The 23,723-nt window shown below is 71.1% G+C and carries 24 protein-coding genes and 1 pseudogene; 11 read left to right on the top strand and 14 right to left on the bottom strand.

Annotated elements, in window-relative coordinates:
• Positions 1-18 precede the first annotated feature (18 nt).
• The 4 genes from AB0D01_RS06445 to AB0D01_RS06430 all read right to left on the bottom strand — a co-directional run bounded on the left by AB0D01_RS06445 (position 19) and on the right by AB0D01_RS06430 (position 5,616).
• Positions 19-876 carry a maleylpyruvate isomerase family mycothiol-dependent enzyme gene (locus tag AB0D01_RS06445; RefSeq protein WP_363053899.1) on the bottom strand — a complete coding sequence of 286 codons (858 nt, stop codon included), beginning with the start codon at positions 874-876 and terminating at the stop codon, positions 19-21.
• Between the two features lie 153 nt (positions 877-1,029).
• Positions 1,030-4,041, bottom strand: coding sequence for a Tn3 family transposase (locus tag AB0D01_RS06440; protein ID WP_363053898.1), 3,012 nt, complete (start codon positions 4,039-4,041; stop codon positions 1,030-1,032).
• A 547-nt stretch (positions 4,042-4,588) separates the two neighbouring features.
• The gene (locus AB0D01_RS06435; RefSeq protein WP_363053897.1) at positions 4,589-5,080 is read right to left on the bottom strand and encodes a hypothetical protein; all 492 of its coding nucleotides are present in this window, start codon (positions 5,078-5,080) and stop codon (positions 4,589-4,591) included.
• A 116-nt stretch (positions 5,081-5,196) separates the two neighbouring features.
• Positions 5,197-5,616, bottom strand: coding sequence for an arsenate reductase ArsC (locus AB0D01_RS06430; protein WP_363053896.1), 420 nt, complete (start codon positions 5,614-5,616; stop codon positions 5,197-5,199).
• A gap of 99 nt (positions 5,617-5,715) precedes the next feature.
• On the opposite strand from AB0D01_RS06430, the gene AB0D01_RS06425 reads away from it, so the two are divergent.
• The 3 genes and pseudogenes from AB0D01_RS06425 to AB0D01_RS06415 all read left to right on the top strand — a co-directional run bounded on the left by AB0D01_RS06425 (position 5,716) and on the right by AB0D01_RS06415 (position 6,914).
• Complete coding sequence (locus AB0D01_RS06425) at positions 5,716-6,030, top strand: metalloregulator ArsR/SmtB family transcription factor (RefSeq protein ID WP_363053895.1); 315 nt, start codon at positions 5,716-5,718, stop codon at positions 6,028-6,030.
• Between the two features lie 43 nt (positions 6,031-6,073).
• Positions 6,074-6,520, top strand: a pseudogene (locus AB0D01_RS06420) (aquaporin family protein); the annotation flags it as partial.
• A gap of 7 nt (positions 6,521-6,527) precedes the next feature.
• Positions 6,528-6,914 (top strand): hypothetical protein, encoded by a 387-nt coding sequence (locus tag AB0D01_RS06415; protein ID WP_363053894.1) that lies wholly within the window; start codon positions 6,528-6,530, stop codon positions 6,912-6,914.
• Positions 6,915-7,006: 92 nt separating this feature from the next.
• Here the strand turns inward: AB0D01_RS06415 and AB0D01_RS06410 are convergent, their stop codons facing one another.
• The gene (locus tag AB0D01_RS06410) at positions 7,007-7,504 is read right to left on the bottom strand and encodes an N-acetyltransferase family protein (protein ID WP_363053893.1); all 498 of its coding nucleotides are present in this window, start codon (positions 7,502-7,504) and stop codon (positions 7,007-7,009) included.
• Complete coding sequence (locus AB0D01_RS06405; protein WP_363053892.1) at positions 7,501-7,881, bottom strand: metalloregulator ArsR/SmtB family transcription factor; 381 nt, start codon at positions 7,879-7,881, stop codon at positions 7,501-7,503. Before AB0D01_RS06405 ends, AB0D01_RS06410 begins: the two co-directional genes overlap by 4 nt.
• A gap of 292 nt (positions 7,882-8,173) precedes the next feature.
• Here AB0D01_RS06405 and AB0D01_RS06400 point away from each other — a divergent pair, with 292 nt between their 5' ends.
• The 3 genes from AB0D01_RS06400 (at position 8,174) to AB0D01_RS06390 (ending at position 11,540) form a co-directional block, all read left to right on the top strand.
• On the top strand, positions 8,174-9,562 hold the full coding sequence (locus AB0D01_RS06400) for an FAD-dependent oxidoreductase (protein WP_363053891.1): 1,389 nt from the start codon (positions 8,174-8,176) through the stop codon (positions 9,560-9,562).
• Positions 9,559-10,800, top strand: a complete 1,242-nt coding sequence (locus AB0D01_RS06395) for an MFS transporter (RefSeq protein ID WP_363054029.1) — start codon at positions 9,559-9,561, stop codon at positions 10,798-10,800. Before AB0D01_RS06400 ends, AB0D01_RS06395 begins: the two co-directional genes overlap by 4 nt.
• Positions 10,801-10,901: 101 nt before the next feature.
• Positions 10,902-11,540 carry a DUF6368 family protein gene (locus AB0D01_RS06390; RefSeq protein ID WP_363053890.1) on the top strand — a complete coding sequence of 213 codons (639 nt, stop codon included), beginning with the start codon at positions 10,902-10,904 and terminating at the stop codon, positions 11,538-11,540.
• Here AB0D01_RS06390 and AB0D01_RS06385 read toward each other — a convergent pair.
• Positions 11,533-12,030, bottom strand: coding sequence for an SMI1/KNR4 family protein (locus tag AB0D01_RS06385; protein ID WP_363053889.1), 498 nt, complete (start codon positions 12,028-12,030; stop codon positions 11,533-11,535). The genes AB0D01_RS06390 and AB0D01_RS06385 overlap by 8 nt on opposite strands.
• A gap of 523 nt (positions 12,031-12,553) precedes the next feature.
• Positions 12,554-13,051, bottom strand: a complete 498-nt coding sequence (locus AB0D01_RS06380) for a hypothetical protein (RefSeq protein WP_363053888.1) — start codon at positions 13,049-13,051, stop codon at positions 12,554-12,556.
• A 1,060-nt stretch (positions 13,052-14,111) separates the two neighbouring features.
• Between AB0D01_RS06380 and AB0D01_RS06375 the strand changes: the two genes are divergently transcribed.
• Positions 14,112-14,495: a hypothetical protein gene (locus AB0D01_RS06375; protein ID WP_363053887.1), complete on the top strand. Its 384-nt coding sequence runs from the start codon at positions 14,112-14,114 to the stop codon at positions 14,493-14,495.
• A gap of 134 nt (positions 14,496-14,629) precedes the next feature.
• Here AB0D01_RS06375 and AB0D01_RS06370 read toward each other — a convergent pair whose 3' ends face one another.
• A complete protein-coding gene (locus AB0D01_RS06370) occupies positions 14,630-15,397 on the bottom strand; it encodes a methyltransferase domain-containing protein (RefSeq protein ID WP_363053886.1) in 768 nt (255 codons plus the stop codon).
• A gap of 382 nt (positions 15,398-15,779) precedes the next feature.
• On the opposite strand from AB0D01_RS06370, the gene AB0D01_RS06365 reads away from it, so the two are divergent.
• Both AB0D01_RS06365 and AB0D01_RS06360 read left to right on the top strand, forming a co-directional pair.
• Positions 15,780-16,019 (top strand): hypothetical protein, encoded by a 240-nt coding sequence (locus AB0D01_RS06365; RefSeq protein ID WP_363053885.1) that lies wholly within the window; start codon positions 15,780-15,782, stop codon positions 16,017-16,019.
• A complete protein-coding gene (locus tag AB0D01_RS06360; RefSeq protein ID WP_363053884.1) occupies positions 16,020-16,595 on the top strand; it encodes a DUF6233 domain-containing protein in 576 nt (191 codons plus the stop codon).
• Positions 16,596-16,619: 24 nt separating this feature from the next.
• Here the strand turns inward: AB0D01_RS06360 and AB0D01_RS06355 are convergent, their stop codons facing one another.
• The 3 genes from AB0D01_RS06355 to AB0D01_RS06345 all read right to left on the bottom strand — a co-directional run bounded on the left by AB0D01_RS06355 (position 16,620) and on the right by AB0D01_RS06345 (position 18,563).
• Positions 16,620-17,729, bottom strand: a complete 1,110-nt coding sequence (locus AB0D01_RS06355; protein ID WP_363053883.1) for a response regulator — start codon at positions 17,727-17,729, stop codon at positions 16,620-16,622.
• A complete protein-coding gene (locus AB0D01_RS06350) occupies positions 17,722-17,958 on the bottom strand; it encodes a hypothetical protein (protein ID WP_363053882.1) in 237 nt (78 codons plus the stop codon). Before AB0D01_RS06350 ends, AB0D01_RS06355 begins: the two co-directional genes overlap by 8 nt.
• 272 nt (positions 17,959-18,230) lie before the next feature.
• Entirely contained in the window at positions 18,231-18,563 is a 333-nt protein-coding gene (locus tag AB0D01_RS06345) for a putative quinol monooxygenase (protein ID WP_363053881.1), read from the bottom strand.
• A gap of 59 nt (positions 18,564-18,622) precedes the next feature.
• On the opposite strand from AB0D01_RS06345, the gene AB0D01_RS06340 reads away from it, so the two are divergent.
• Entirely contained in the window at positions 18,623-18,985 is a 363-nt protein-coding gene (locus tag AB0D01_RS06340; protein WP_363053880.1) for a MerR family transcriptional regulator, read from the top strand.
• 100 nt (positions 18,986-19,085) lie between these two features.
• Here the strand turns inward: AB0D01_RS06340 and AB0D01_RS06335 are convergent, their stop codons facing one another.
• Positions 19,086-19,583, bottom strand: coding sequence for a DUF3883 domain-containing protein (locus tag AB0D01_RS06335; RefSeq protein WP_363053879.1), 498 nt, complete (start codon positions 19,581-19,583; stop codon positions 19,086-19,088).
• A gap of 135 nt (positions 19,584-19,718) precedes the next feature.
• Entirely contained in the window at positions 19,719-19,904 is a 186-nt protein-coding gene (locus AB0D01_RS06330; protein WP_363053878.1) for a hypothetical protein, read from the bottom strand.
• Positions 19,905-20,078: 174 nt separating this feature from the next.
• Here AB0D01_RS06330 and AB0D01_RS06325 point away from each other — a divergent pair, with 174 nt between their 5' ends.
• The gene (locus AB0D01_RS06325) at positions 20,079-23,684 is read left to right on the top strand and encodes a HEAT repeat domain-containing protein (RefSeq protein ID WP_363053877.1); all 3,606 of its coding nucleotides are present in this window, start codon (positions 20,079-20,081) and stop codon (positions 23,682-23,684) included.
• The last annotated feature ends 39 nt before the right edge of the window (positions 23,685-23,723 follow it).

Here is a 23,723-nt window from a genome sequence, read left to right as displayed (position 1 = left end):
GGGTGGGAGGTCAGGTGGTCAGTGGATGATGGAGACGATGCGGCAGGTGGCTTCGGCGAGGACGCGGTCGCCTTCGATACGGGCCGCAGCGAACGCGTCCGCGGGATTGATGCTCCTAGTGCACAGGCGCCAGGCCGTTTCTGAGTCGAGTCGGACCCTGGCATCGGGCGAGGCGTCGGATACCGGGGCGAGCGACCAGCCTGCGTCGGTCGAGGTGACGGTCCAGGTGCCTCCGGCCGGCCCGGTGATGCTCACCTGGACCTGGGTTCCGGGGCTGGCGTCGCTGTCGCGCAGGGTGTGGGGCAGCGCGCGCATGAAGGTGTCCAAGACCACGGAGAGCGTTCGGGGATCGGGGTCGGTGGCCAGGCCGACGGCGTGCCGGATCTGCTGGCGGTGGGTCCAGAACTCGGTGAGGTCGCGTGCGGTGTCGAGCCAGCGTGGCGCCGGATCGGCACCCGCCCAGGACACCCCCAAAGACAGTGCGGCGGGGTCGGTCGCCTCATAGAAGCGAGCCGTCTGGGCGCCGATCAGGTCGAGCATGTCGGTGAGCACAGCCGGGCTCACCCGACGGTGGGCCCGGACCCATTCCTCGTTGATGCGGTGGATGAACCTCTCCAGCGTCTCGCCCGACACGAACTCGGGTCCGCCCCTGTGGCCGTCGCGATCCCGGGCCAGACGCCCCACGCAGTCGCCCAGCAGATGCGCGACCAGGTCCCCTACCGTCCAGCCGGGAACCGCGACCCTGTCCCAGTCTCGGGGGGCCAGATCGCGGAGCATGCCGATCAGCGTGGCGTGCTCTGGGGCGAACAGCGAACGGGTGTCAACGGGAACACCGAGCCAGGCGAAATCCGGCAGGTCATGGGGGTGCGAACTCATGCCCCAACCCTGTCAACCACATCCCACAATCGCCACCAAATATCCCATTGAGTCCAAACGAGTCGCATCTTGCCCATGCGCCTTTCCACGCCCATCCCCACCTCCCGAGGCCGCCCGGGGCGCCCTGGCGCCGACCGGTCCGGCGCAAGGGCCTCAGGCCGGGGCCTGGGTCGGATCGCCGCTGCGCGGGCTGGGCACCGAAGCCGTCATCGCGGCGGAGAGGTCGAGGTGGGAGGTCATGTCCAGCTCGAACCGGCCGTAGGGGTTCACGTGCGTCCAGAACAGCGGGGACAGGCCCCGCCGGTCGGCGTCGGTGAGTTTCTTCTGCCACTTCTCCTCGGCGAGGATCTCCTGGAGGAGCAGGGTGTTGACGTGCACCAGCGCGGACTGGAGCAGGTGCAGGGCGAGCATCGAGACCTCCTGGGACTCCTTGTCGGAGCCGGTCAGGTCGCCGTCCTTGCCGTAGAACAGGTCGTGATTGGCGGAGTTCCAGTTCTCCACGACCTGGAGGCCGTCGTTGATCTCCCGGCGCAGCTCGGCGTCGGCGAGGTAGTCGCAGATGAACGCCGTACGCACGGCCCGCCCGAGTTCCTCGATCGCCCGGTAGGTGGGGTGCTTGGGGCCGCCGCGGGTGAAGCGCCGCAGGACCTGTTCGGCCTCGGCGGTGCCCAGGCGCAGGGCGGTGGTGTACTTCACGATCTGGTCGTACTGCTGGGCGATCAGGTCCCAGTCGATGGTCTTGGTCGACAGCACCGGCGCCAGGCGGGGCCAGGTGTCGTCCTCACCGGCCGCCGGCCGGTACAGCCGCGCGGAGCCGACGTTCTTCAGCCGGGGCAGCAGGTTGAAGCCGAGCATGTGGGCGAAGGCGAACCCGACGATCGAGGCCCCGTGGGTGTCGGTGTACTGGCGGTCGATCTCCACGTCCGTGCAGTGCCGCAGCACGCCCTCGATCATCGCGGCTACCTCGGAGGCGGAGCAGGACTTGAGCTGGGAGTACACGCACAGCGACTTCCGCTCTACGTGCCAGTAGATCATCACGCCGGGGCCGCGGTAGCGCTGGTGCCACTCGGTCATGAAATTGCTGGACCAGGACCCGAACTTCTTCGAATCGCTCGCGCAGGCGGTGCCCTCGCCCCACCACGCCTGGTCGCGGGCGGCGAAGGTGGCGTTGACCAAGCGGACCAGGGCGGCGCGCAGGTTGGTGCGGTTGACGAACAGGTGCCGCACCCGGCGCAGGACGGCCTCGGACTCGCCGTGCTTGCCGGTCACCGCGACCCGCTTGATGCCCATGTTCGTGCCCAGCGCGAACAGCACCAGCAGCAGCCGGCGCCGCAGCACCGCCTTCGGCACCGCCTCCCTCGTGGCGACCGAGGCGAACTCGGACGTGAACCCGGTCGCGAACTCGGCCTCCTTGAGGATGTCGATCAGGTCGATGGTGCCCCACCGGCGCTCGATCTCCGCCTTCAAAGCGACCAGGTTCTCCGGCTCCTCCTGCCTGCCCAGCGGCGAGACCTTGATCCACGGCTCGCCGTGCTTGCGGACGATGTCCACCCCGCCCGTCGAGCCCGCCTCCAGCGCGGTGTCGAAGCGGGTCAGCCCCTCCCGCAGCCGCTTCTTGAGCGCCCCGATGAACGCCCCGGGGTCTTGGGGCTGGCGGATCGCGTCGTAGTGCACGTCGCGGTTGTCCTCGAAGTCGGGGGGCAGGTCGTCCTCCGGGTTCTGCCACCGAGCCGCGCCCGGCACCCAGATCTCCCGGCGCCGCAGCGCGTCCCGCAGCGAGACGAGCACGCACAGCTCGTACGGGATGCGCTCGACCCGGCCGCGCTCGTCCACCACCGCCTTGCGCCACTCCTCGCGCACCACCCCGGCCAGCGGAATCCTCTCCGACTCCTCGAAGAACGCCCCCTCCTTCGCGATGGGCTGGTCCAGGTACCGCTTCAGCAGGTCGATGGCGTCCATCACCGGCCGGTAGGCGGTGTTGTTGCACTTCAGCTCCAGCGCCCCCAGCAGCGGGGACAGCATCCGCCGCCAGTGCCCCGAGTACGACGACCGCAGCACCGTACGCACCCGCGCCCGGTAGCGGGCCTCGTTCGCCGCCGCCTCCGCCGCCAGCGCCTTCAGCGTCGACTCCCCGGCCACCGGGAAGATCACCTTGCGGACCGTGCCGCCCGGCTCCGCGACCGCGGCCTCCGCCAACCTGAGCAGGATGCCCTCCTTGCCGCGCACCCGCTTGAGGTCCTTGGTGAACTCGCCCTCGACCTTCTTCTCCGCCCGCGTGTTGATCCGCTGCACCAGCTGGATGAACAGCTCCACCAGAGAATCGGTGATCTCCGTCTGCCGCACATGGCACAACGCGGCCAGCAGCGTGTACCGCACCGGCCCCGCCGCCGCCCGCAGGTCCGAGGGGTACTCCTTCGACGCCCGCGCCCGCCACGCCGCCACCAGCTTCTCCGACACGTCCCCGAACAGCTCCGGTGCCAGCTCCAACCCGCGCACCCGCTGGAGCTTGTTCACCTCCGCCAGCAGACTGTCCAGCCCCAGTGCACCCGGGTCCGCCTTCAACTCGGAGAAAAACGACACCCCGCCGCCCGCCGACTCCTCACCGCCGGCGTCCTCGGCCACCAGGTCGTCCAGCCGGGACCGGGTCGCCGCCGACAACCGGCCCACCGTGGCCGCACAGAACCGCTCCTCGAAGGTGGTCACCGCCGACCCGACTAGCCGGGCGATGCGCCCCGGCGTCGGCGGCTCCATCCGATCCCCCCGGCAGCGCACGACCACGGCCTCCGCCAGCCGGTCCCGGTTCAGCTCCACCCCGCACAGCTCCGCCGCCAGCCACTCGGCGAGCTGGGCCTGGTCCTCCTCCGTGCACTCCCGGAACCCGAACGCGCCCCGGATCTCCACCCGGTGCCGCTTGATCGCCCGCCCCGACCAGTCGTACGCGGCCCACTCCCCGGCCGGCACCTTCACCTGCTGGGCCACGTACGACACCGCGGGCACCGGGATCTCCCCGGCCTCCTCCGGGAACCGGGCCTCCACCTCGAAGAACTTCAGCAACAACGCGAACCCCAGCCGGTTCGCCCCCGACTTGTTCCGCAGTCGCTCCTGGTCCTCCTCCAGCAGCGTCCAGACCTCAATCAGGTCCTCCGGCTCCCAGTCCTGCCGCACGCCGCGCTCCCTCCGGTCGTCGTGACCGGACCAACCTCGCGGAACTGCTCCCTCAACAACCCCAGAAGATCGAAAACCCGGACAAGCACACCCCCGCCTTGCTACAGAGCGCTACATGTCACTTCGCGGCAGCTTCGGGAGGACAGGGCCTACCCCATCTTCCGCTCGCCCGACCGTGCCCTGGCCCTGCGTGTGGCCTGGAGGATGGTGGCGTTCGGCAGACAGTCCTTTTCCGACGTCTCCGTGGATGCCACGGTACCCACCCTGGCCGAGGCGAGGCGGCTGAGAGAGGCCTTGCCGGATTCCTGGTTCACCTGCCGGCGGGAAGGCCGGGAAGGCGTGGGCTCGGTCCCACCCGCCGACATACCCGATCTCTTCCGTGCGGTCCCCGCGAGAGAACTTCCCGTCAACTCGTCGGCGTGGCGTGGACGGTTCGCTGCCGGGTCGGCATCGTTCGTCAGAGTTCGCGATCGGGCGCCCGACCGGTGGTGGGCCGGTGGTGGGCCGGTGGTGGGCCGGTGGTGGGCCGGTCTGATCGGCTGGTGCGTCAGGTGTCGTACAGGCCATCCCAAGGTGCCGAGAACCCCAGCCCGTCGGGATACAGCTCAGCCCGGTCTTCCTCGCCGTCTCGGTCTTCGGCACGGCATTCGGCGACGAGGCCGAAGACCACATCGTCGTCGGTGACCCGGAACGGCCGGATCGCGATGTCGCCGTACTCGCGGCCCGGGAGGCGGGAGAGGACGGCTTCCAGCCGTGCTTCCGCGCGGGCGGTCACGGAGTCGTCGCCCCACCGACGCCTCGTCTGCTCCGCCCAGGTGCCGGCGCACCAGATGTCGGACTCCTGATGGTGACCGGCGGCGTCGAACGTGTGGAGCACGACGAACAGCCGCTTGCGCTCCTCCCAGCCGTCCCCCATCACGAACCCTTCGGGGAACGCGTAGGTGATCGAAGCCAGGAACTGGCCGCGGTCGAAGCGGCCGATGGTGCTCGTTCGATGGTCCGGCTCATACGCGATGGGGATGATCTCGGGAACGGCCATGGCCGCACTGTAGACACCCGGCGGATTCCCGCCCCCCACCGGGTCGCCGGCCGTCGCAGTGATCATCTCCGCGTCGTGATCGACGCGAGGGGCAACAGTCTCGGCACCGGATGACGTCAGCTCGGCTTCTTCGCGTCGATCTCGGCGATCAGGCCCTCGACGAGGCCCCGGATCTCGTCGCGGATGGGGCGGACGGCCTCGACGCCCTGGCCGGCCGGGTCTTCGAGCTGCCAGTCGAGGTAGGTCTTGCCGGGGAAGTACGGGCAGGCGTCGCCGCAGCCCATGGTGATGATGTAGTCCGAGGCCTGGGCGGCCTCCGGGGTCAGCACCTTCGGGGTCTGGTCGGAGATGTCGATGCCCAGCTCGGCCATGGCGGCCACCGCGGAGGGGTTGACCCGGTCGCCGGGCACGGAGCCGGCGGAGCGGACCTCGACCCGGTCGCCGGCGAGGTGGCGCAGGAACCCGGCCGCCATCTGGGAACGGCCGGCGTTGTGGACGCAGACGAACAGCACGGAGGCGGCGGGAGCGGTGGACATCTGTTCTTCCGGGGTGAGGCGGCTGTGGTGGCGTCGCGGCGGCCCGGACAGGCCGGCTCGGGCTGGTGTCAGTGCCGACTGATGTGAAAGTATCAGTACATGATGACGTCAGTCGACACTGATCTGATGCGGGTTCTGGCCGACCCCCTCAGGCTCCGGATCGTGACCCTCCTCGCCCGCGAAACGCTCTGCACCACCCACCTGGTGGAGGAGACGGGCGCCAGGCAGACGAACCTCTCCAACCACCTGAAGGTGCTGCGGGAGGCCGGGGTCGTGGAGACCGAGCCCTGCGGACGGTTCACCTACTACCGCCTGCGCCCGGACGTCATCGAAACCCTCGCCGGTCAGTTCGCCGACCTCGCCCGGACCGCGCGCCTCACCGCCGAGGCGAACCTCAAGCGGTCCTGCCCCTGAGCCCCCGGCGGGCCCGCTCGCCGATGCCTCATCTGCCCGAGGAGTCCCCGCGCAGATCGTCGGCGCCATCGCGGGTGCGGTCCTCGCCGACGCCATGTTCGGCGAGCCCCTCGTGAAGTGGTCCACCCACGACCGCTCGGCCGGCAACCTCCTCCTCGGCGAGCTCGTCGCCACCGCGGGCCTGATCCTGCTGATCTTCGGCCTCGCCCGTACGGACAGGCTCCGCCTCGCACCCGTCGCGGTGGCCTCGTACATCGGCGCCGCCTACTGGTTCACCTCCTCCACCTCCTTCGCCAACCCCGCCGTCACCCTCGGCCGCGCCTTCACCGACACCTTCGCCGGGATCGCCCCGGCCTCGGTACCCGGCTTCGTCGCCATGCAGCTGATCGGCGCCGTGGTGGGCCTGGCACTGGTCGCGGTCATCTTCACGCGCGGCAGGACCGAGGGCGACGACGGGACGCCCGCGTCACGACGCACCGCAATGCGATGATCGGCGCATGAGCGAGCGTGAGTGGCAGGCATTGACCAAGTCCGAGGAAGCCTTCATGGTCAGCTCGTACGAGATCGACATCCTGGCGGGCGTCTGGGGAGACCTCGACGAGGCCGACCAGTCCCGGCCCGTGGCGGAGTTGGCTCAGATCCTGCTCGGCCTCATCGATCGCGGATGGATCGACGTCTGTCGACTCGTGCCGTGGACGCCCCCGTCGGGTGGGGAAGGCTACCGGCACGGGGAGTCGATACCTCGTGACGAGCTCCCGGCGGTCCTGGAGGACCCGGCCAACTGGGAGTACCCGGAGGGCGACTGGATCGGTGCGGTGACTCTGGTGGAGACGGAGGCGGGCATGAAGATCACCCGTCTCTCTCCCGAGGAGATGGCCGAGTAGACCGCCGGGCGGGGATCATCGCGCCGCGGCCGGATCCCATGACCCCGCGCTCCCGTACGCCGCCCGGGTGCCCGAAGTCCCAGACGGTCGGGTCACGTCACCAGACGGCTGCGGCGCTCCAGGAGGACGACGTCCCGCCACGTGCCGTGGTGGCGGCCGAGCCGTTCGCGGGTGCCGACGGTCCGGAAGCCGGCCCGCTCGTGGAGCCGGAGGCTCGCGGTGTTCTCGGGGAAGATCCCGGACTGGATCGTCCAGATCCCGGCCGCCTCCGTCGAGGCGATCAGCGCGTCCAGGAGCGTACGGGCGACGCCCCGGCCGCGGGCGTCGGGGTGGACGTACACGGAGTGCTCGACCACGCCCGCGTACGCGCACCGGTCGGAGACGGCGCTCGCCGCGATCCACCCGAGCACGCGCCCGTCGCCGTCGAGGGCGACGAACCGGTGCCCGGGCAGCTTCCCCTCATCGAACGCCGACCACTGCGGGGCCCGCGTCTCGAAGGTGGCGTCGCCCTCGTCGATCCCGGCCTGGTAGATGGCCAGGACCTGCTCGCCGTGCTCGGGCAGCAGCGCCCCGATCCGCACCGCGCTCACGCCCCGGCCCCCGCAGCCCCGGCCGCGCCGGACAGGAGCGCGCCCATCGAGGCGAGGACGGCGGGCTCGACGCGGTAGTACACCCAGGTCCCGCGCCGTTCGGAGGACAGCAGTCCGGCCTCCTTCAGCTTCTTCAGGTGGTGCGAGACGGTGGGCTGGGAGACGCCCACGTCGGAGATGTCGCACACGCACGCCTCCCCGCCCTCGTGGGAGGCGACGGCGGAGAACAGGCGCAGCCGGACCGGATCGCCCAGGGCCTTGAACATCCTCGCGGCGACCTCGGCCTCGTCCGCGGACATGGGGCGCTCGTTGAGCGGGGGGCAGCACGGGGCGACGACCTCGGGCTCCAGGAGCGGCAGAACCTTCGCATTCGACATACGTCTATGTTGACATACGTCGAATCAGCGCGGCAGAGGCCCGGCACGCTCCGCCGACACCCATGAATTAGATAAACGTCTATGTTGACGGTCATCGAAGCAAGTGCCATGCTGATCACGCAAGCCGACATCGACAAACATCGAAACACCGAGGGGGCGGGGGCATCGTCATGGCGGGTGCGGTCCGCACCCGAACCGCACCCGCCACCCCGGACCGCGTCCGCCGGCCCGCCCGCCCACCGGCCCGCCCGCCGGTCCGCCCGCCCGCCCGTCGAAGACCCGGAGACACGCCATGAGCGACACCACCACCGAACTGCCCACCGTCGTGATCGGCGCCGGTCCCGCCGGCCTGGCGGCCGCCGCCCACCTTCGCGAGCGAGGCCTGGACTTCCTCGTCCTCGAAGCCGGCCCCCACGCCGGAACCGCCACACGGGAGTGGTCGCACGTACGCCTGTTCTCCACCTGGGGCGAAGTCGTCGACCCCGCCGCCGAGAAGCTCCTCCTACGGACCGGCTGGACGAAGCCCGACCCCGCCGGGTACCCCACCGGCGGGGACTGGGCCGCCCTCTACCTCCAGCCCCTCGCCGACGCGCTCGGCGACCGGGTCCGCTACGGCGCCCGCGTCACCGGCGTCTCCCGGGCCGGCCGCGACCGCGTCGTCGACGCCGACCGCGACACCCAGCCCTTCACCGTCCACGTCGAGACCGGCGACGGCCGCGAGGAGCGCGTGTCCGCCCGCGCCGTCATCGACGCCTCCGGCACCTGGTCCAACCCGGGCCCCGCCGGAGGCGACGGCCTGAAGGCACTGGGGGAGCGGGCTGCCGCGGACCGGATCACCCACCGCGTCCCCGACCTGCGGGACCCCGCCGTCCGCGCCCGCTACGCCGGCAAGCGCACCGCCGTCATCGGCTCCGGCGCCTCCGCCTTCACCGCGCTGGCCTACCTCGCCGACCTCGCCGGGACCGCCGCGGGCGCCGGCACCCATGCCACGTGGATCCTGCGCCGCGGAATCTCCGGCTCCACCTTCGGCGGCGGGGACGCCGACCAGCTGCCCGCCCGCGGCGCCCTCGGCCTGGCCGCGAAGGCGGCGGTCGACGACGGCCACGCCGACGCCGTCACGGGCTTTCGTACCGACGCCTTCGAGCGGGACGGCGACGGCCGCCTGGTCCTGGTCGGCGAGGACGGCCGCCGCCTGGACCCCGTGGACGAGGTCATCGTGCTCACCGGCTTCCGCCCCGACCTGAGCTTCCTGGACGAACTCCGCCTCGGCCTCGACGAACGCCTCCAGGCTCCCCTCGCCCTCGCACCCCTCATCGACCCCAACCAGCACTCCTGCGGCACCGTCCACCCCCACGGCCAGGCCGAGCTCTCCCACCCGGAGAAGGACCTCTACCTCGTCGGCATGAAGTCCTACGGCCGCGCCCCCACCTTCCTGGCCATGACCGGCTACGAACAGGTCCGCTCCATCGCCGCCCACCTCGCCGGGGACCGGGCGGCCGCCGAACGCGTCGAACTCACCCTCCCGGAAACCGGTGCGTGCGGCGGAGCCGGCCTCTTCGACCAGCCCGAACCCACCGAGCGGGAGCGGGAGCAGGGCGGCGGCTGCTGCGCCGCGCCGACCCTCCTCACCTTCGGTGCCTCCGGCCCCGCCCCCGCCGCCGTCTCCTCCGGCGGCTGCTGACGGTGCCGAACACCCAGGCCGACGTGGCCGCGACCGGAACGGGGGTCCGCCCGCGGCCACGTGCCGTCCTCCCCGCCCTGTGCGTCACGCAGATCACCAGCTGGGGCGTCCTCTACTACGCCTTCCCCGTCCTCAACCCCGCCATCACCGCCGCCACCGGCTGGCCCGCCGGCCTGACCACGGCCGCGTTCTCCGCGGCGCTCGTCGTCTCCGCCGTCGTCGGCATCCACGTCGGCCGCGTACTCGACCGCCAAGGGCCCCACAGGGTCATGACGGCCGGCTCCGTCCTCGCCCCGCTCAGCCTCCTCATCGTGGCCGCCGCGCCCAACCTCGCGGTCTTCGCAGCCGGATGGCTCCTGGCCGGCGTCTCCATGGCCGCCACCTTCTACCCGCCCGCCTTCGCCGCCCTCACCCGCTGGTGGGCCCCCGACCACGTCCGCGCCCTGACCATCGTCACCCTCGCCGGAGGACTGGCCTCCACCGTCTTCGCCCCGCTGACCGCCGTCCTCGCCGACCACCACTCCTGGCGCACCACCTACGCCGTCCTCGCCGCGATCCTCGCCGCCCTGACGATCCCCACCCACGCCCTCGCCCTCCGCGCCCCCTGGCCGCCGGCGCCCGTAGGCCCCGACCGGCCGACCGCCGCGCCCGACCCCGCCGTACGCGGCCGGGCGTTCCGGATGCTCGCCGCGACCTTCACCCTGTCCTCGTTCGCGATGTTCGCCGTCCTCATCGGCCTCGTCCCGCTCCTCCTGGAACGCGGCTACACCACCACCCAGGCCGCCTGGGTCCTCGGACTCGGCGGCGCCGGACAGGTCCTGGGCCGCGTCCTCTACGCCGCCCTCGCCCGCCACACCGGCGTCATGACCCGCACCACCACCCTGGTCGGGCTCGGCGGACTGACCACGACGGCCCTCGCCCTGGTCCCCGGACCGTACGGGCTCCTCGTCGTGCTGTCCGTCCTGGCCGGGCTCGTCCGGGGCAACCTCACCCTCCTCCAGGCCACCGCCGTCACCGACCGCTGGGGCACCACCCACTACGGCCGGCTCTCCGGACTCCTCGGCGCACCCGCCCAGGCGGCAGCGGCCCTCGCACCGTTCGCCGGGGCCACGCTCGCGGTCCCCCTGGGCGGCTACGGCCCGCTGTTCGCCCTGCTCGCCGCCATCTCCCTGGCCGCCACCCTCACCGCGCCCTGGACCGGCGTCCCCGAATCCCGCGAAGCGGAACGGTCGCCCTGACCAACGCCGTCGCCCCGACCGCCGGACAGGATCCCGGCGCCGTCGGTGCGGTGCGGGAAAATCCTGAGCGGTCGCGGAGCCGATCGAACTAGGCTCCCCGCATGTCCGGACCGACGTTGGTGATCGAGTTGGCGGCGCCGCTCTCCTCGGCCGTGCTGAGGGAGTTCCGTGCGTTGATCGTGGGGCTCTCCTCCCACTTCGACGAGAAGCGGCCCGGTTTCTTCGATGTCAACGTGCACGCGGAGAGGCTGGGCGTCGAGGACGGGCAGGAGGAGGAGCGGCGGAAGCCGTTCCCGGTTCCGCTTCCGCTTCTCGGCAACGCCACCGCGGACGAGGAGCTCATGGCCCTGGTGGGATTCGATCCGGAGCGCGAGGACTGGCGTCGGCCCTTCCTGGTCTACTTGATGGGACCGGGTGTCGGCGACGAGAACGTCTTCGAAGCCGAGCACGCGGACGGGCCTGACGTGGAGGTCGTCCTCGGCTTCAGACCGACCCACGCCGTGAACGTCAGCGCCTGCTGCAATCGCGAGATCGACCACGTGACCACGGCCCTGCTGACCGCCGCTGTCATGGACGTCATCGGAGGCGTGGCCAACGTCGAGCTGTCGGACGGACAGGCGTCGGTCGTTGCCGGCCTTCCGGGGCTGGTGGGGATCACGGACGACGACCTGGCCGCACTGGGAACGGCGGAGTTCCTGCGGTCATGGGCCGCGCACCCCGCTTTCCGGCTGGTCAAGTAGCCCAGGAGGATTCGTGGCGGAGCACGTCGCGCCAGCTCACGAACACGTGGGGTCCTGATCCCGCGATCCTCTCGCTGAACGGATCCACCACTCCGGTCAGGGCGGCCAGGCAGAACTCCGCCATGCCACCGTCGAAGACCGTCCAACGGTTCGTCCCCCACGGCGCCTGCCTCCGGAAAATGGCCACCCTCCAGTTGTCGGCGGCGCCCTCTCGCAGCCAGAAGGCGACATCGCTGCTCGCCGAGTCCGCGAAGGGCAACAGGGGAGGCAAGTCCTGCCCTCCAATCAGAGCGCCCAGCTCCTGGCGGTCCCGGTCCGAGAGTGCGGGATCGACTCTGTCGAGGAGATCTCCGTACGGCGATCCCGGGACGGGAGGCGTGCTGACGGACAGGTACTCGTCGATCTCTCCCCCACCGTACGACTCAACGAACTCGCGGTAATCCTCTGGGAGTTCCAGCTGCACCGCCTCGGCGAGCCCTTTCCAGTCCACCGCGTCTCCTCCGGAGACGGGTGCCGGGAGTAGCTGACGCAGGCGGGTGACAGCAGACTGAGACATATCGGAGTTCCTTCCTTGTCCCCGTGGGGAGCGCCGTGGCCCCAGCCCCTGGAGACCGACAGGGCTCGTGTGGACGATCCCGACTCACTCGGGGTGGTGATATCGAGTTCGTCGGAGGCCGAGCTGCATGTGGTTCTGTTTCGTGGTGGCTGGGCTGACGTGGACTTCTTCGAGGCCTCGACGAACTCGGACCTTTGCCGGCTTCGGACATCACCTCAGCAGGCGATTTCGCAGCCCGCATGGATCAGTGGGTGGTCCGCGTCTTCGGTTCCCTTGGAAGAGTGCAGTGAGCGCAGGTCCGTCAAGGTTGAGCTGACGGGCTGTTGCTCGGCGCGTACTCGGTGCCGAGCGGGCAGTGGAAGTCGGTTCCGGCTTCCACTGCCCGCCGGCGAGCGCACGGACTCCGAGACGCGGGGCGCCCCGTGAGGCGGCCACCCGCAGCGACCTCGGGTCCTGCCTAGTACGTGGGGCAGAGGTGCGTGTGGACCGCGTCGCGGATCTTGGCCGCCTTGGCCGGCCCGAATCCGTCCGGGTGGTTGGGCGAGGTGAACCTCTGGTTGGTGAGGTCGACCTGCTTCTGGTCGTCCTTGGGGAAGTTGGCGATCGTCTCGCACTGGTTGCGGCCCCGGTCGACCGCCTTGTCAGGCTTGGTGTTGACGATGTCCGGGTCGATGGCAGTCAGGGCGGCGATGTACTTCGCCTGCGTCGCAGCATCCGGCTTGGGCGGAATCCCCTTGCCCTTGGGCCCCTCGGCTGCGGCCGACGGGCTGCTCGACGCCTTCGGCGTGGTGGCAGCGCTCGGTGCGGCAGCGCTTGGTGCGGCAGCGGGCGGTGCGGCAGCGGGCGACTCCTTCGCCGAGGGCTTGTCCGTGCCCGTGTCGCTGCTGCCGCAGGCGGTCAGCGCGGCGGCGACGACTACGGCCGAAAGTACGGCAGTGGCGGTGCGGTGGTTCACGGCTCTCCCCTGTGCGATGACGGCGTACACAGGAGCAGATCACTCACCGCGGCCGATGGTTGTACGGCCGATGCCATCACCTCCTTGCCGTGCGCGTGTTCGCGTCAGCGGACGGGGGCGCTCGAAGAGCGGTACTCGGCCCCCTCACGCGCAGAGATGGTCCCCGTACCGGTGTCCACCGCGCCGTTCTGCAGGGCTGCTTGGCGGGGCCCGCTGAGTGGAGTTGGGGTGGGGAACTCTTGTCACGTCCGCCATCGACCCACGGCACGCCGAGCGGCTGTGGTGCTCGGCGTCCGGGTCGTTCGTGCTGGCGCCGAAGGTTCTCGTTGATCGGTCAGTTCCGGCCAACCAAGCCCATCCGGAAAATCCCTCTATGAGGCATTCCGATTTTCATCGACAAGGGTTTGGTGGTACTGAGCTGACGACCGGAGGGTCTCAGGTGGCCTTGGGTGGGCAAAAAAGCCAGCTGCGGAAGTTGAAAAATGGGAACTTTCGCGCCGCACTCCCGAAAACCCGAAAGTGAGGTGAGCCGTGCTCCGCCGCAGGTCGCATCGTGCATGAGCTGAATCGTGATCCACCCAGAAGTGCCCGCTGCTAGCTTCACAGGCGAAAAAGGAGCCCCACCCGCCTGTCTGGGGAGACCTGGGTGAGGCTCCTGACGCATCGCTGTCGAGCGCCAAAGGAGGAATGGCATGGAACCTGCCACCCCAGCCGAACCCGAGCCTAGTGGAAGAACGGGGTCGTCCTTGGTCGGGGTTGCCGCCTTGGCGACAGGCATCGGAAGTCTGCTCACCGGAGCTGCCGCCCTCATCGCACTGTTCAGGTAGGCGTCCACTCAAAAGAGCGGTGTGCTGTACTGCGCCCGATCGGCGGCAGTGCAGCAGCCTCCGCGGTCCGGGATGACCCTCGGGGTCAGCCGCAGTGAAGGCAGTCGGTACCGTGCAGCTCTTGAGCGAGCAACGACAGGGGCGGCATGGGAACGAACACACCGCACGATGATTTCCGGATCGGCGACGTTCTGCGTGTGAGTTGCCCGCCGGCTCGGGGCCGGGTGGCCGACGTGTCCCGTTTCCAGGTTTCCGCCGAGTGGCCGTGGGCCGAGATCGATCCGCAGTCTCAGATCGGGTGGAACGGCCGGCGGGCCTTCGCCGTGTCGGCCGACTCCTCGGAGTGGACCATGAGCCTCTTCAAGACCGACCCCGAGCCGTGGAACCTTCGCACCGGTGACAGCTGCCTCGTGGGCATCCCCGAGACGCTGGTGCGGATCATCGACATCGGTCGCTATGACCCTCCCCAGGACGTCGGCTGGCTTCCCCGCCCGCACACGATGCTGGTCGTCGTGCCTGCCGATCACCCCGACGAGGCTCTGTCCGAGGACGACGGAGACACCCTCGACCTGGACTCGGCGGCACCGGTGACCATCGAGCTGGTCTCCCGGAGCTGACCCGCCGTCCGGGTGCGCCGATGCCGGCCGTGACCGATGCCCACGTACCCCGCGCCCCGTCGCCGACGTGTCGGCTGCCGCCGGCGTCGTCGTCGTGCCGGCCCGGCAGGAGGGCGCGGGGCGGGGGCGGGTGGTCAGGCCGCGTGGATCGCGTAGCCCAGGTACGTCACCAGCGGGCTGGCCTTCGGGGTGAGGACCATGGCGACCAGGCCCGGGAGTTGTTCGTCGGTCAGGGTGCCGCGCCTGCGGCCGTGGGTGGCGCGTACCAGGCTCTGTACGTTGCGCGGCTTGAACGCCGTGACGTCCTTCGTGGTCAGTCCGACCTGGGCGAGGGCGAGGGCGACTTCGGTCGGGCGGCGCAGGCGGTGGGCGGCGTAGCGGCCGGGCGGCATGATCCGGGTGCCGGGGATGGCCTGGAAGGCGCCGAGGTAGATGAGGCGGGACAGCGGCGTGCGGTTGACCGTGTCGTAGACGAAGGCCCCGCCGGGGCGCAGGACGCGGGCCGCTTCCGCGAGGACGGCGTTGTGACGTTCGGTGATCTCCAGGGTGTCGGCGCAGTAGACCAGGTCGAAGGAGTCGTCCGGCAGGTCGAGGGTCTCCGCGGACGAGGTCAGGTACGTGACGCCGAGGCCGTCGTCGGCCTTCTGGGCGAGGGCCGTCGCGGTCGGGGACGGGTCCGTGGCGACCACCTCGAAGCCGAGCCGGGCCAGGCCCTGGGCCAGCAGGCCTCGGCCGCTGCCGACGACGAGCGCGCGGCTGCCGGCCGGGGCGAGGTCGACCTCGGAGAGGACCTGGCGTAAGTACTCCAGCCGTACGGACTGGAAGGTCAGGGCCCGGATCTGGCGGCCGTCGACGGCTCCGGGGCCGGTCGAATCGAGTGCGATGTACGGGGCGTTGGGCATGGCGGGCTCCCTCGACGTCGTGTGTCAGGTTGCCTCGATCAGCGCGACGGGGGCGCGTTCCATTCCCCGTACCGGCGGGCGGCGACGTGGAGGCGCCGGCGGGAGGAATCGGGGGCCGCGTACGGGGAAACCTGGACTGTTTGCCGGATGCAACGAAAGTGGTCCATTGGAGCCTCCTCCCCCCATGGACTCCCAGCTCAGGAAATCCGCTCCCCGCACCTGCGGGGATGTTCCCCGGCTCCCCGAGCCCGTGGGCCACGGTTCTCCGCGGCCTCCCGTTCGGCGATCGCGTGCGATCGCTTGCACGGCCCGCCGGATCCCGTGGCGCCCCGTCGTGCGCTTCGCCGTGCGCCGGAAATCGAACATCTGATTGAATCAGTGGATGACGTCCATCCGCTTCCCCGACGACCTCCTCATCCTGGAGACGGCCTGGCTCCGCACCTACGAGGACATGGCCCGGCTGCCGCGCACGGCCGGCGCCACCGCGCACCGGCGGCGGCTCCTCTACCTCTCCCGACGGATCTCCGCGCACCCCTTCTGGGCCGTGCCCGGCCATCCGGGCGCGACCATGGCGGAACTGCGCCGGCAGGCCCGCGTACGTCGATGGGTGGAGGCGGCGTGAGTGGGCGCGACCGTCCCCGACCCCTGGGCGAACCCACCCGCCGGCACCGGGGTCGACCCGGGTCCGGCCCGGTGGGCGCCGATCATGATGCTGCTGCCCGACGGGCGCCAGCACCTGCGCGTCCGTCTCCATGAGCGCCGCCGCGACGACGACACCGGCCGGTGGCTCTACCTGATCGGCGCGCCCCTGTGGCAGTACGCCGGGCGGGGCGACGTAGAGGCCATGGAGTTCCGTACGTGGGTCACCGCCGATCAGCTGCGGCCCATCCCCGGAGTCGACCTCTCCGCCGTCCCGACCCACCGCGGCGACCTCGACCGCCCGGCGGCCCCCACCCGGTGGGGTTGGGTCCTGCGCCCCGATCCCGGCGGCCGCACCTCCACGCTCCACGACCACGACTGCGAGCTCGCCGCGAGCGCCGGACCGGCCGCGGGATCGACCGCGGGACCGGGCGGTGCCGAGCTCGGCCTCGACGGGGCCCTGGACGCCCTGCTCCGCCCCGGGACCGAGGCGTGTCACCACTGCGACGCTGCCGCCGCCCTCATCCCCATGATCGAGCTCGGGCAGGGATATCCGTAGGCCGTCAATCGCCCGAGCGGGGCGTCACGGGTGGCGCTCCAGGTAGATGCTCGTGAACACCGCCACCTTCGCCCGCAGGACCCAGGGGTCGAAGGGCTTGGAGATGTAGTCGACGGCGCCGGCCGCGTAGCCGCGGGCGGAGTGCTCGGGGTCGGTGCCCATCGCGGTGAGGAAGATGATCGGCACGTCCCGGGTGCGGGGACGACGCTTGATGTGCGCGGCGGTCTCGTAGCCGTCCATGTCCGGCATCTGCACGTCCATGATGATCACCGCGAAGTCGTCGTGGTCCAGCAGCGCCTTCAACGCCTCCCGGCCCGACGAGACGGCGACCAGCTCCTGGTCGAGGGTCGAGAGCACGGCGCTCATCGCCAGCAGGTTGTTCGCCTGGTCGTCGACGACGAGGATCTTGGGCATTCCCTGCGGTGTGGGCGTCGCGGCGGGGGTCGGCGCCGCGCCGGGCATCTTGGCCACACCGGGCCGGTGGACCTGATCGACGGCTTCCAGCTGCCGTTCCAGCAGGGCGCAGCGCTCCTCGGCCTCGCCGTGCTGCTTCTGCGCGGCCAGCAGCTCCGTGCAGAGCCGGGCCACCTCGTCCTGAAGCGCGTCGCGCTCCCTCAGCAGCTCCGAGATGTCGGGGTGGGCCGCCGCCAGCCGGTCCGCCCGCTCCCGCTCCGTGCTCCACTCGGCCTCCAGGTGGTTCAGGCGCACCTCCAGGTCCGCGATGCGGTGCTGGCGGTCCAGCAACGCGTCCCCGAGGACGTCGCCGCGGACCGTGGAGCGCCGGGATACCCGGTCGGCGTCGGCGAGTTGCTGCTCCAGGACCTCCATGGCGTGCTTGGGCGAGGTGCTCGCGGAGACGGCGGCGCGGTGCAGGCCCCGTACGAGTTCGATCGCCTCGGGGGTCGGGCTCATCCCGCGCTGCTCGGCCAGGTCGGTGAACAGGTCCATGACCACCTCCCAGGGAGGTACGCGGGTTCCGCTGAGGTAGCGCGAGAACGTGCCCGGGTCGCGGGTGCGGCGGGCGGCGTACCGTCGGACCGACACCCGCAGCCCGTCGAACAGCTCCCTTAAGGCCAGGGCCAAGGCCCGTGATTCGGGGGTCAGACCGTCCGCCAACGGCCGCAGCTCACCCATGGCGGACCTCCGATTCCGCCCGGTCGCGGACCGGCTGCTCCCCGCCGGCGTCGACCGCGATCAGCCGGTTGAAGAACGGAACGCCCAGGGCGACGACGGCCAGGCCGTACAGCACGCTACGGGCGAGCCCCTCGCCGGCGAACGTGGTCAGCACTCCGGCCACGGCTCCCGCCAACGCGGCAAGCAAGAACACCAAAGTCGCGCGCAGCGACAGCAGTGAACGGTCCATCACGTTCCTCTTCATCCACCCGCGCCGAACCGGAACCCGACGCTGCACAGCTCCCCCGGCGACGACCGGACGAGAGCCACAGCATGGAACGTGAACGGACCGTTGCACCCCGGCAACGGGAATATCGGCAACGTTGTCGGGACATCTGGCATCACCGCCCCCGCCCGCAACAGGAACCGTGGCTCGTCAGCGGCCTGCCCCGGGTCGAGAGCCGCGGCAACACCCGTCCGCCCGGCGGGGCTGCGCGGGAGCCGGTCCGAGTCGGGTGCCGATCAGGCCGCCGGAACCGGGCGGGAGTCGGCGTACGGGCTGATCATGGTGTTGAAGTAGCCCTCGGGGGTGCCCTCCAGAAAGACCGGCAGGTTCTCCAGGAAGGCGCGCAGTGGGGGCGTCGCGTTGTGCCGGTCCAGGTCCTCCTGGGAGCGCCAGACCTCGTACAGGAAGAAGCGTCTGTCCTCGTGCTCGTGGAGGTGGTACTGCAGGTTGCCGGGCTCGCCCCGGGTGGGTTCCACGAAGGAGGAGAGGATGTCGCGGACTTCGTCCGCGCGTTCGGGCCTGGGGCGCAGGAAGCCGTAGAGGGCGATGGGGCGGTCTGTGTTCGTCATGACCCCCACGCTAGGATCTCACATCCATGTGAGATTCAAGGGGTTGTGAGGACCACCACATGAAGATCGGCGAGCTCGCCACGACCACCGGCACGTCGGTCCGGTTGCTGCGCTACTACGAGGAGCAGGGCCTCCTGGAGTCCCACCGCCTCGACAGCGGCCACCGCCGCTACGCCGACGACGCTCCCGTCGTGGTCCGGCGCATCCGGGCGCTGCTGGACGCGGGGTTGCCGACCAGGGTCATCCGCGACCTACAGCCGTGCATCCGCCAGGACGGGACGGTCGCCGTCTGCAAGCTGGAGACGCTCCAGGAACACCTCCGGGGCCTGGACGACCGCATCGCCGCGCTCTCGGAGACCCGTACCTCGCTGGCCGGGCTGATCTCGGCCACCCGGGCGATCGAGCCGGCAGGCGCCGCGTAGGCCGTTGCGCGCAGGTCGTTGCGCGTAGGCCGTTGCGCGTGCGCCACGCCCCGCTCAGGTGGACGGCGCCCTCCTTCCGGGCCCGTCCGCGCGGCAGCCGTCAGGGCGCCGGGACCTCGACGACGAGTCCCGCTTCGAGGATCACCGACGGGGAGACGTCCCAGACGGCTTCCTGGCCGACGCGCCGGTACTGGCCGGCCGGCAGCTCGGCGGCCGGCGTACGCAGCTCCCACGGCAGCCGGCGCGGCTCGCGGACCACCACGAGCCTGGGCTCGGTCGCGCAGTCGACGGCCACGTACAGCCACCAGTCCGGCCCGAGCGCGTTCATGGCGTCCCGTTGCCGGTCCACGATCGACACGCTCGTCGCCTTCCCGCGACCCTTGACCTCGATCAGGCGCTCGAAGTCGCCGGCGTCGTCCTGCGACACGAGGTCGCACCCGGGTCGGCCGGGCACGTCGGTGTGGCGCGCTCGCGCCCAGGCCATCACGGCCGGCAGGAACCCGGGCGGCGCCCCTTCACCCACGTAGGTCACCTGGCGTCCCTGCGACCGCTCGTAACGGATCGCCAGGTCGAGGGCGATCTGCTCTGTCGTGTTCATGGTGGTGGTGCCTTCTCTGTCGCGGTCCGGTGGTGCGATGGGTGGGAGGGGCCGCCCGAGGCCGCGGCGACAGTGGGCGGCGTGCCGGCCCGGCGCCAAGGAGACCATGCCGCTGGGCCGTACGCCCTTCGTTCGTCAGAAGGGGTAGAGCCGGCGCAGTGCCCTGAGGAGGGTGTTCATGGTCGTGCGGGCGGCGGATCGGCGGTAGGCGTGGCGCGACCAGATCGTCGGCAGCACCACCCCCGCGAAGACCATGACCGTGCCGAGGGCGACGAGCAGGCCGATGGGGCCGAGGGTGTCGAGGAGGTCGTGCAGCGTCATCGTGGGCTCCGTTCGGTCGTCGGTGACAGGAGCACCCTGGGCCGCCCCGTCGGCCGGTGGCGGAAGCCGGGGCGTATCGGGATTCCGGCCCCGGCGCCGCAGGTCGCCGCCTAGGCTGAGGGCCGGAACGCGGGGCGTCCCGGGACGTTTCGGGATGCCGGGGAGGGAGCGGCGTTGCAGCGGGGAGACGAGGCACGCGGGCAGTTCGCCGCCTGGCTCCGGGAGGTGCACCGGGCGGCCGGCATGCCCAGCGCCGCGGAGTTGGAGCGCACCAGCGCCCGCAGTCCGACGGTCGGCGGCCGGGCCCTGAGCCGGTCGGGCGTCCACCGGCTCCTGCAGGGCGAGTTCGTACGGCCCCCGGACTGGGACGTCGTGACGGCGGTCCTCGACGCGTGCGTGCGCTGCGCGCCGCCCTCCGATCCGGTCAGCGGCTCGCTCGTGGACCGGGCCCTGTGGCGGAACAGGCACCTGCAGCTCGTCACGCGCCTCGAAGCGGCCAGGGACGACGGCCGGGTCGACGGCCCGCGCGAGGGCGTCGAGGAGGAGTGGCAAGCCGCCCGCGATCGGGCGCTCGCGACCTACGCGCGCCGCGTCCGGGAATCGTACGGGAGCCTCGACCTGGAGGTCCTCACCCCCGACAACGACCAGAGCGCGCAGCCGAGCGTCGAGCTGCGCGAGGTGTTCGTCGTACCGACCGTACGGGCCGACCCGCCGCCGGTGGAGCTGTCCCGCGAGCTGATGGACCAGCTGCTCAAGGGCGAGGAGCTGACCGCGGACGGGGAGCTGCCGCCCGGCCTCGATCTGGAGCTGCTGGACTCGCTCGTGGAGACGTACCGTCGACAGCCCGCCGAGGACGTACTCGGCGTCCTGGCCCGGGAGGGCAACGGACGGGTCGTGCTCCTCGGCGATCCGGGCGCCGGCAAGTCCACCCTCGCGCACTACCTCGCGCTCGCTCTGACGGGCGACGACCGTCGCGACGGAAGCCTCGCCGGTCTCGCCGGCCGGATCCCCCTCATCGTGGAGCTGCGGCACTACGCGCAACCGGACTGGCGGCAGCGGACGTTCGCGGAGTTCCTGGCACACCTGTGGACCACCCAGGGGATGGGGCTGCCGCTCCCCGTCCTGGGCCGACTGCTCGACGAGGGACGCGTCATCCTCGTCTTCGACGGGCTCGACGAGATCTTCGACCCGGAGGTCCGGGCCGAGACGGCCCGCCGCATCGCCGGGTTCGCCGCCCACCACGAGCGCTGCCGGGTGATCGTCACGTCGCGGGTCATCGGCTACCAGCGTCAGACGCTGGACGGCGCGGGGTTCGCCCACTACATGATCCAGGACCTGGACACCCCTCGTATCCACGCGTTCGCGCGCCGGTGGTACGAGACGGCCTGCCCGGGACAGGGCGCGCTCACCGAGCAGCTCGTGACCCGGTTCGAGGACGCGGTCGCCCACTCCCGGTCGGTGCGCGAACTGGCCGGGAACCCGCTCCTGTTGACCATCCTCGCCATCCTCGGCCGCAGGCAGACCCTCCCCCGCGACCGGCACGGGGTGTACCAGCACGCCGTCACCGTGCTCGTGGCCCGCTGGGACCAGAACGCCAAGCACCTGACGACGGCCCCTGTGTCCGCGCCGGTCGCCGAGGCGCTCGACCTGCTCGGTCAGACCGAGCGCCTGGAGATGCTGCGGCTGCTCGCCCGCAGGATGCAGGAGGGCTCGGGCGGCATCGCGGGCAACTACGTGCCCGAGGCGGACGTCGAGGAGGTCTTCCGCCGGTACCTCCAGCTCTGCGACGTGCGGCCGGACGTCGCGCGCCGCGCCGCCCGCGCCCTGGTGCAGCAGCTCCGGGAACGCAACTTCATCCTCGCGCGGTACGGCGGGGGCGCCTGGGGCTTCGTACACCGTACGTTCCTGGAGTACCTGGCCGCGGCGGACATCGTCCACCGCTACGAGCACGAACGGGAGTGGACCCCGGAGGCGCTCGTCCGCGAGGTCCTGGTCCCGAGGGCGGACGACGCGACCTGGCACGAGGTGATCCTGCTGCTGGCCGGGCAGCTTCGGGAACACGACACCGGCGCGCTGGTGGACAGCCTCGTCCGGCCGGCCCCCTTCACCGATCGCGGGGACCGGCTGGTCCTCGCCGTCCGGGTGCTGGCCGAGGTGAAGAAGATCGGGGCGCTGGGTGCTCAGAGCCTCGCGGTGGTCGACGGGATCACCCAACATCTGAGTGCGGGGGCCGAGAGCTTCGGGAAGGTCTTCCTCATCCATCCGTACTTCGCGGTGAAGAGCGTCGCTCCTTCACTCGGTTCGTTCAGCGAGAACTGGGTGGGCCGGGACCGCTACCTGACCTGGTTTCACGTGTGGGGACAGTTCCTGGAGTCCAGCGTCCCCGCCCAGCTCGCCGGCGCACTCCACCGTGACTTCCCCGCCGTCATCACCTACGCACGGTTCGCACGGTCCGTCAACGCCCGGAGCGGAGCCCTCGCCGTCCTGGGCGAGCGGTGGCCGGAGAGCACCACCGTCACAGAGGCGATCATGACGAGTGCCGTCCACGACGAAGTCAGCGTCCGCATGGCCGCGCTGGAGGCCCTTGGGGCCCGCCGGATCGAACACGACGGGGCTGCGGAGCTGCGCTTGTTCCTCCAGACCCGCGCCGTCGGTGACCCGACACCCGGAGCGCGCAAGGAGGCACTGCTCTCCCTGGTGCGCCGTCACCCGGACGACGACACGGTGCGCTTCCTTCGGTGGCGGGCACGGGAGGATACCTTCGACGCGGTACGGGACACGGCGGAGGAGCTGCGGACCGGGCTGCTGCCGGAACAGGCGGAGGAGCACGAAGAGGAGCAGGAAGAGGAGCAGGAGGGCCGAGTGCACTCGCTTCCCGAGCAGCGCGACCTCTCCGGTACTCCCCTGCCGGGCATGACGGCGTTCGGCTCCGAGTTGACCCCGGAATCGGCGATGACGGCCTGGCGGTCCCGCCAGTACGGCGAGCTCAGCGTTCTGCTCGAATGGCTCGGATGGAACGAGGTGAGGGACGGCCAGGAGACGCTGACCTCATGGTTGCGCAGGCATCCCGAGGATCTCCGGTTGCTGATGCGGGACGCCCTGCGCCTCGCTCCCCGTGCCGGAACCCGATCGTCCGACGATCACCTGGAGCAGTCTGCGGAGACCGCTCTGGACGCCATCGGCCACAGCCTCGAAGCCGAGGCGCGGAACTTCCTGATCGACTGCTGCAAGTCCACCCGGCACATCAGCCTGCGACGGGCCGCGGTCCGTGTGCTCGGCGAGACCTGGAGCGATGATCCGGCCGCGATGGCCACACTCCTGGAATGTGCGAAGCCCAACCCCAACCCCGAACTCCGGTTGACCGCCCTCCAGTGTCTGACCGAGCTCTGCACGCACCTCCCGGAGGTCCGTGAACTGCTGCATCGCTCCGCGTCCGCCGATCACAACCCCGCCGTACGCGACCACGCCCTGCACTGGATGGCGCAGTGGTGGCCCGACCACCCGGAGTACGCGACCCTCTTCGTCACCGACCCGCGAGCGGCGGGCGCTCCCTCGCCCGGGCGGCGCGCGGTGATGCTCCAAGGGCTCGCCGCCGGAGGGCACGAGGCGGAGTACGCACGGCAGCTCGCCCGGGAGGAGGACCCCTGGGTGCAGGACCGGATGCGGCAGGTCGAACGCCTGCGAACCGCCCCCGGAGCCGCGGCCCCCGCCGTTTTCCACGAACGGCTCCTGTTCGGCCTGCGGCGACTTCTCACGACCCGCGCACGGGCCGCCCGGTGAGCCGGCGATGCAGGTGAGGGCGGTGGGCGGCCGGCGTGT

The organism is Streptomyces sp. NPDC048606, assembly GCF_040650855.1.
Taxonomy (GTDB): domain Bacteria; phylum Actinomycetota; class Actinomycetes; order Streptomycetales; family Streptomycetaceae; genus Streptomyces.
The sequence above is the reverse complement of the archived record's forward strand: the minus strand, read 5'-3'. Positions and strand labels throughout refer to the sequence as shown.

Bases quoted from the DNA above. Each gene is read 5' to 3' on its own strand.
- AB0D01_RS06445 (WP_363053899.1), bottom strand. From the start codon at position 876: ATGAGTTCGCACCCCCATGACCTGCCGGATTTCGCCTGGCTCGGTGTT.
- AB0D01_RS06435 (WP_363053897.1), bottom strand. From the start codon at position 5,080: ATGGCCGTTCCCGAGATCATCCCCATCGCGTATGAGCCGGACCATCGA.
- AB0D01_RS06430 (WP_363053896.1), bottom strand. From the start codon at position 5,616: ATGTCCACCGCTCCCGCCGCCTCCGTGCTGTTCGTCTGCGTCCACAAC.
- AB0D01_RS06425 (WP_363053895.1), top strand. From the start codon at position 5,716: ATGATGACGTCAGTCGACACTGATCTGATGCGGGTTCTGGCCGACCCC.
- AB0D01_RS06415 (WP_363053894.1), top strand. From the start codon at position 6,528: ATGAGCGAGCGTGAGTGGCAGGCATTGACCAAGTCCGAGGAAGCCTTC.
- AB0D01_RS06405 (WP_363053892.1), bottom strand. From the start codon at position 7,881: ATGTCGAATGCGAAGGTTCTGCCGCTCCTGGAGCCCGAGGTCGTCGCC.
- AB0D01_RS06400 (WP_363053891.1), top strand. From the start codon at position 8,174: ATGAGCGACACCACCACCGAACTGCCCACCGTCGTGATCGGCGCCGGT.
- AB0D01_RS06390 (WP_363053890.1), top strand. From the start codon at position 10,902: ATGTCCGGACCGACGTTGGTGATCGAGTTGGCGGCGCCGCTCTCCTCG.
- AB0D01_RS06370 (WP_363053886.1), bottom strand. From the start codon at position 15,397: ATGCCCAACGCCCCGTACATCGCACTCGATTCGACCGGCCCCGGAGCC.
- AB0D01_RS06365 (WP_363053885.1), top strand. From the start codon at position 15,780: ATGACGTCCATCCGCTTCCCCGACGACCTCCTCATCCTGGAGACGGCC.
- AB0D01_RS06355 (WP_363053883.1), bottom strand. From the start codon at position 17,729: ATGGGTGAGCTGCGGCCGTTGGCGGACGGTCTGACCCCCGAATCACGG.
- AB0D01_RS06350 (WP_363053882.1), bottom strand. From the start codon at position 17,958: ATGGACCGTTCACTGCTGTCGCTGCGCGCGACTTTGGTGTTCTTGCTT.
- AB0D01_RS06345 (WP_363053881.1), bottom strand. From the start codon at position 18,563: ATGACGAACACAGACCGCCCCATCGCCCTCTACGGCTTCCTGCGCCCC.
- AB0D01_RS06340 (WP_363053880.1), top strand. From the start codon at position 18,623: ATGAAGATCGGCGAGCTCGCCACGACCACCGGCACGTCGGTCCGGTTG.
- AB0D01_RS06335 (WP_363053879.1), bottom strand. From the start codon at position 19,583: ATGAACACGACAGAGCAGATCGCCCTCGACCTGGCGATCCGTTACGAG.
- AB0D01_RS06330 (WP_363053878.1), bottom strand. From the start codon at position 19,904: ATGACGCTGCACGACCTCCTCGACACCCTCGGCCCCATCGGCCTGCTC.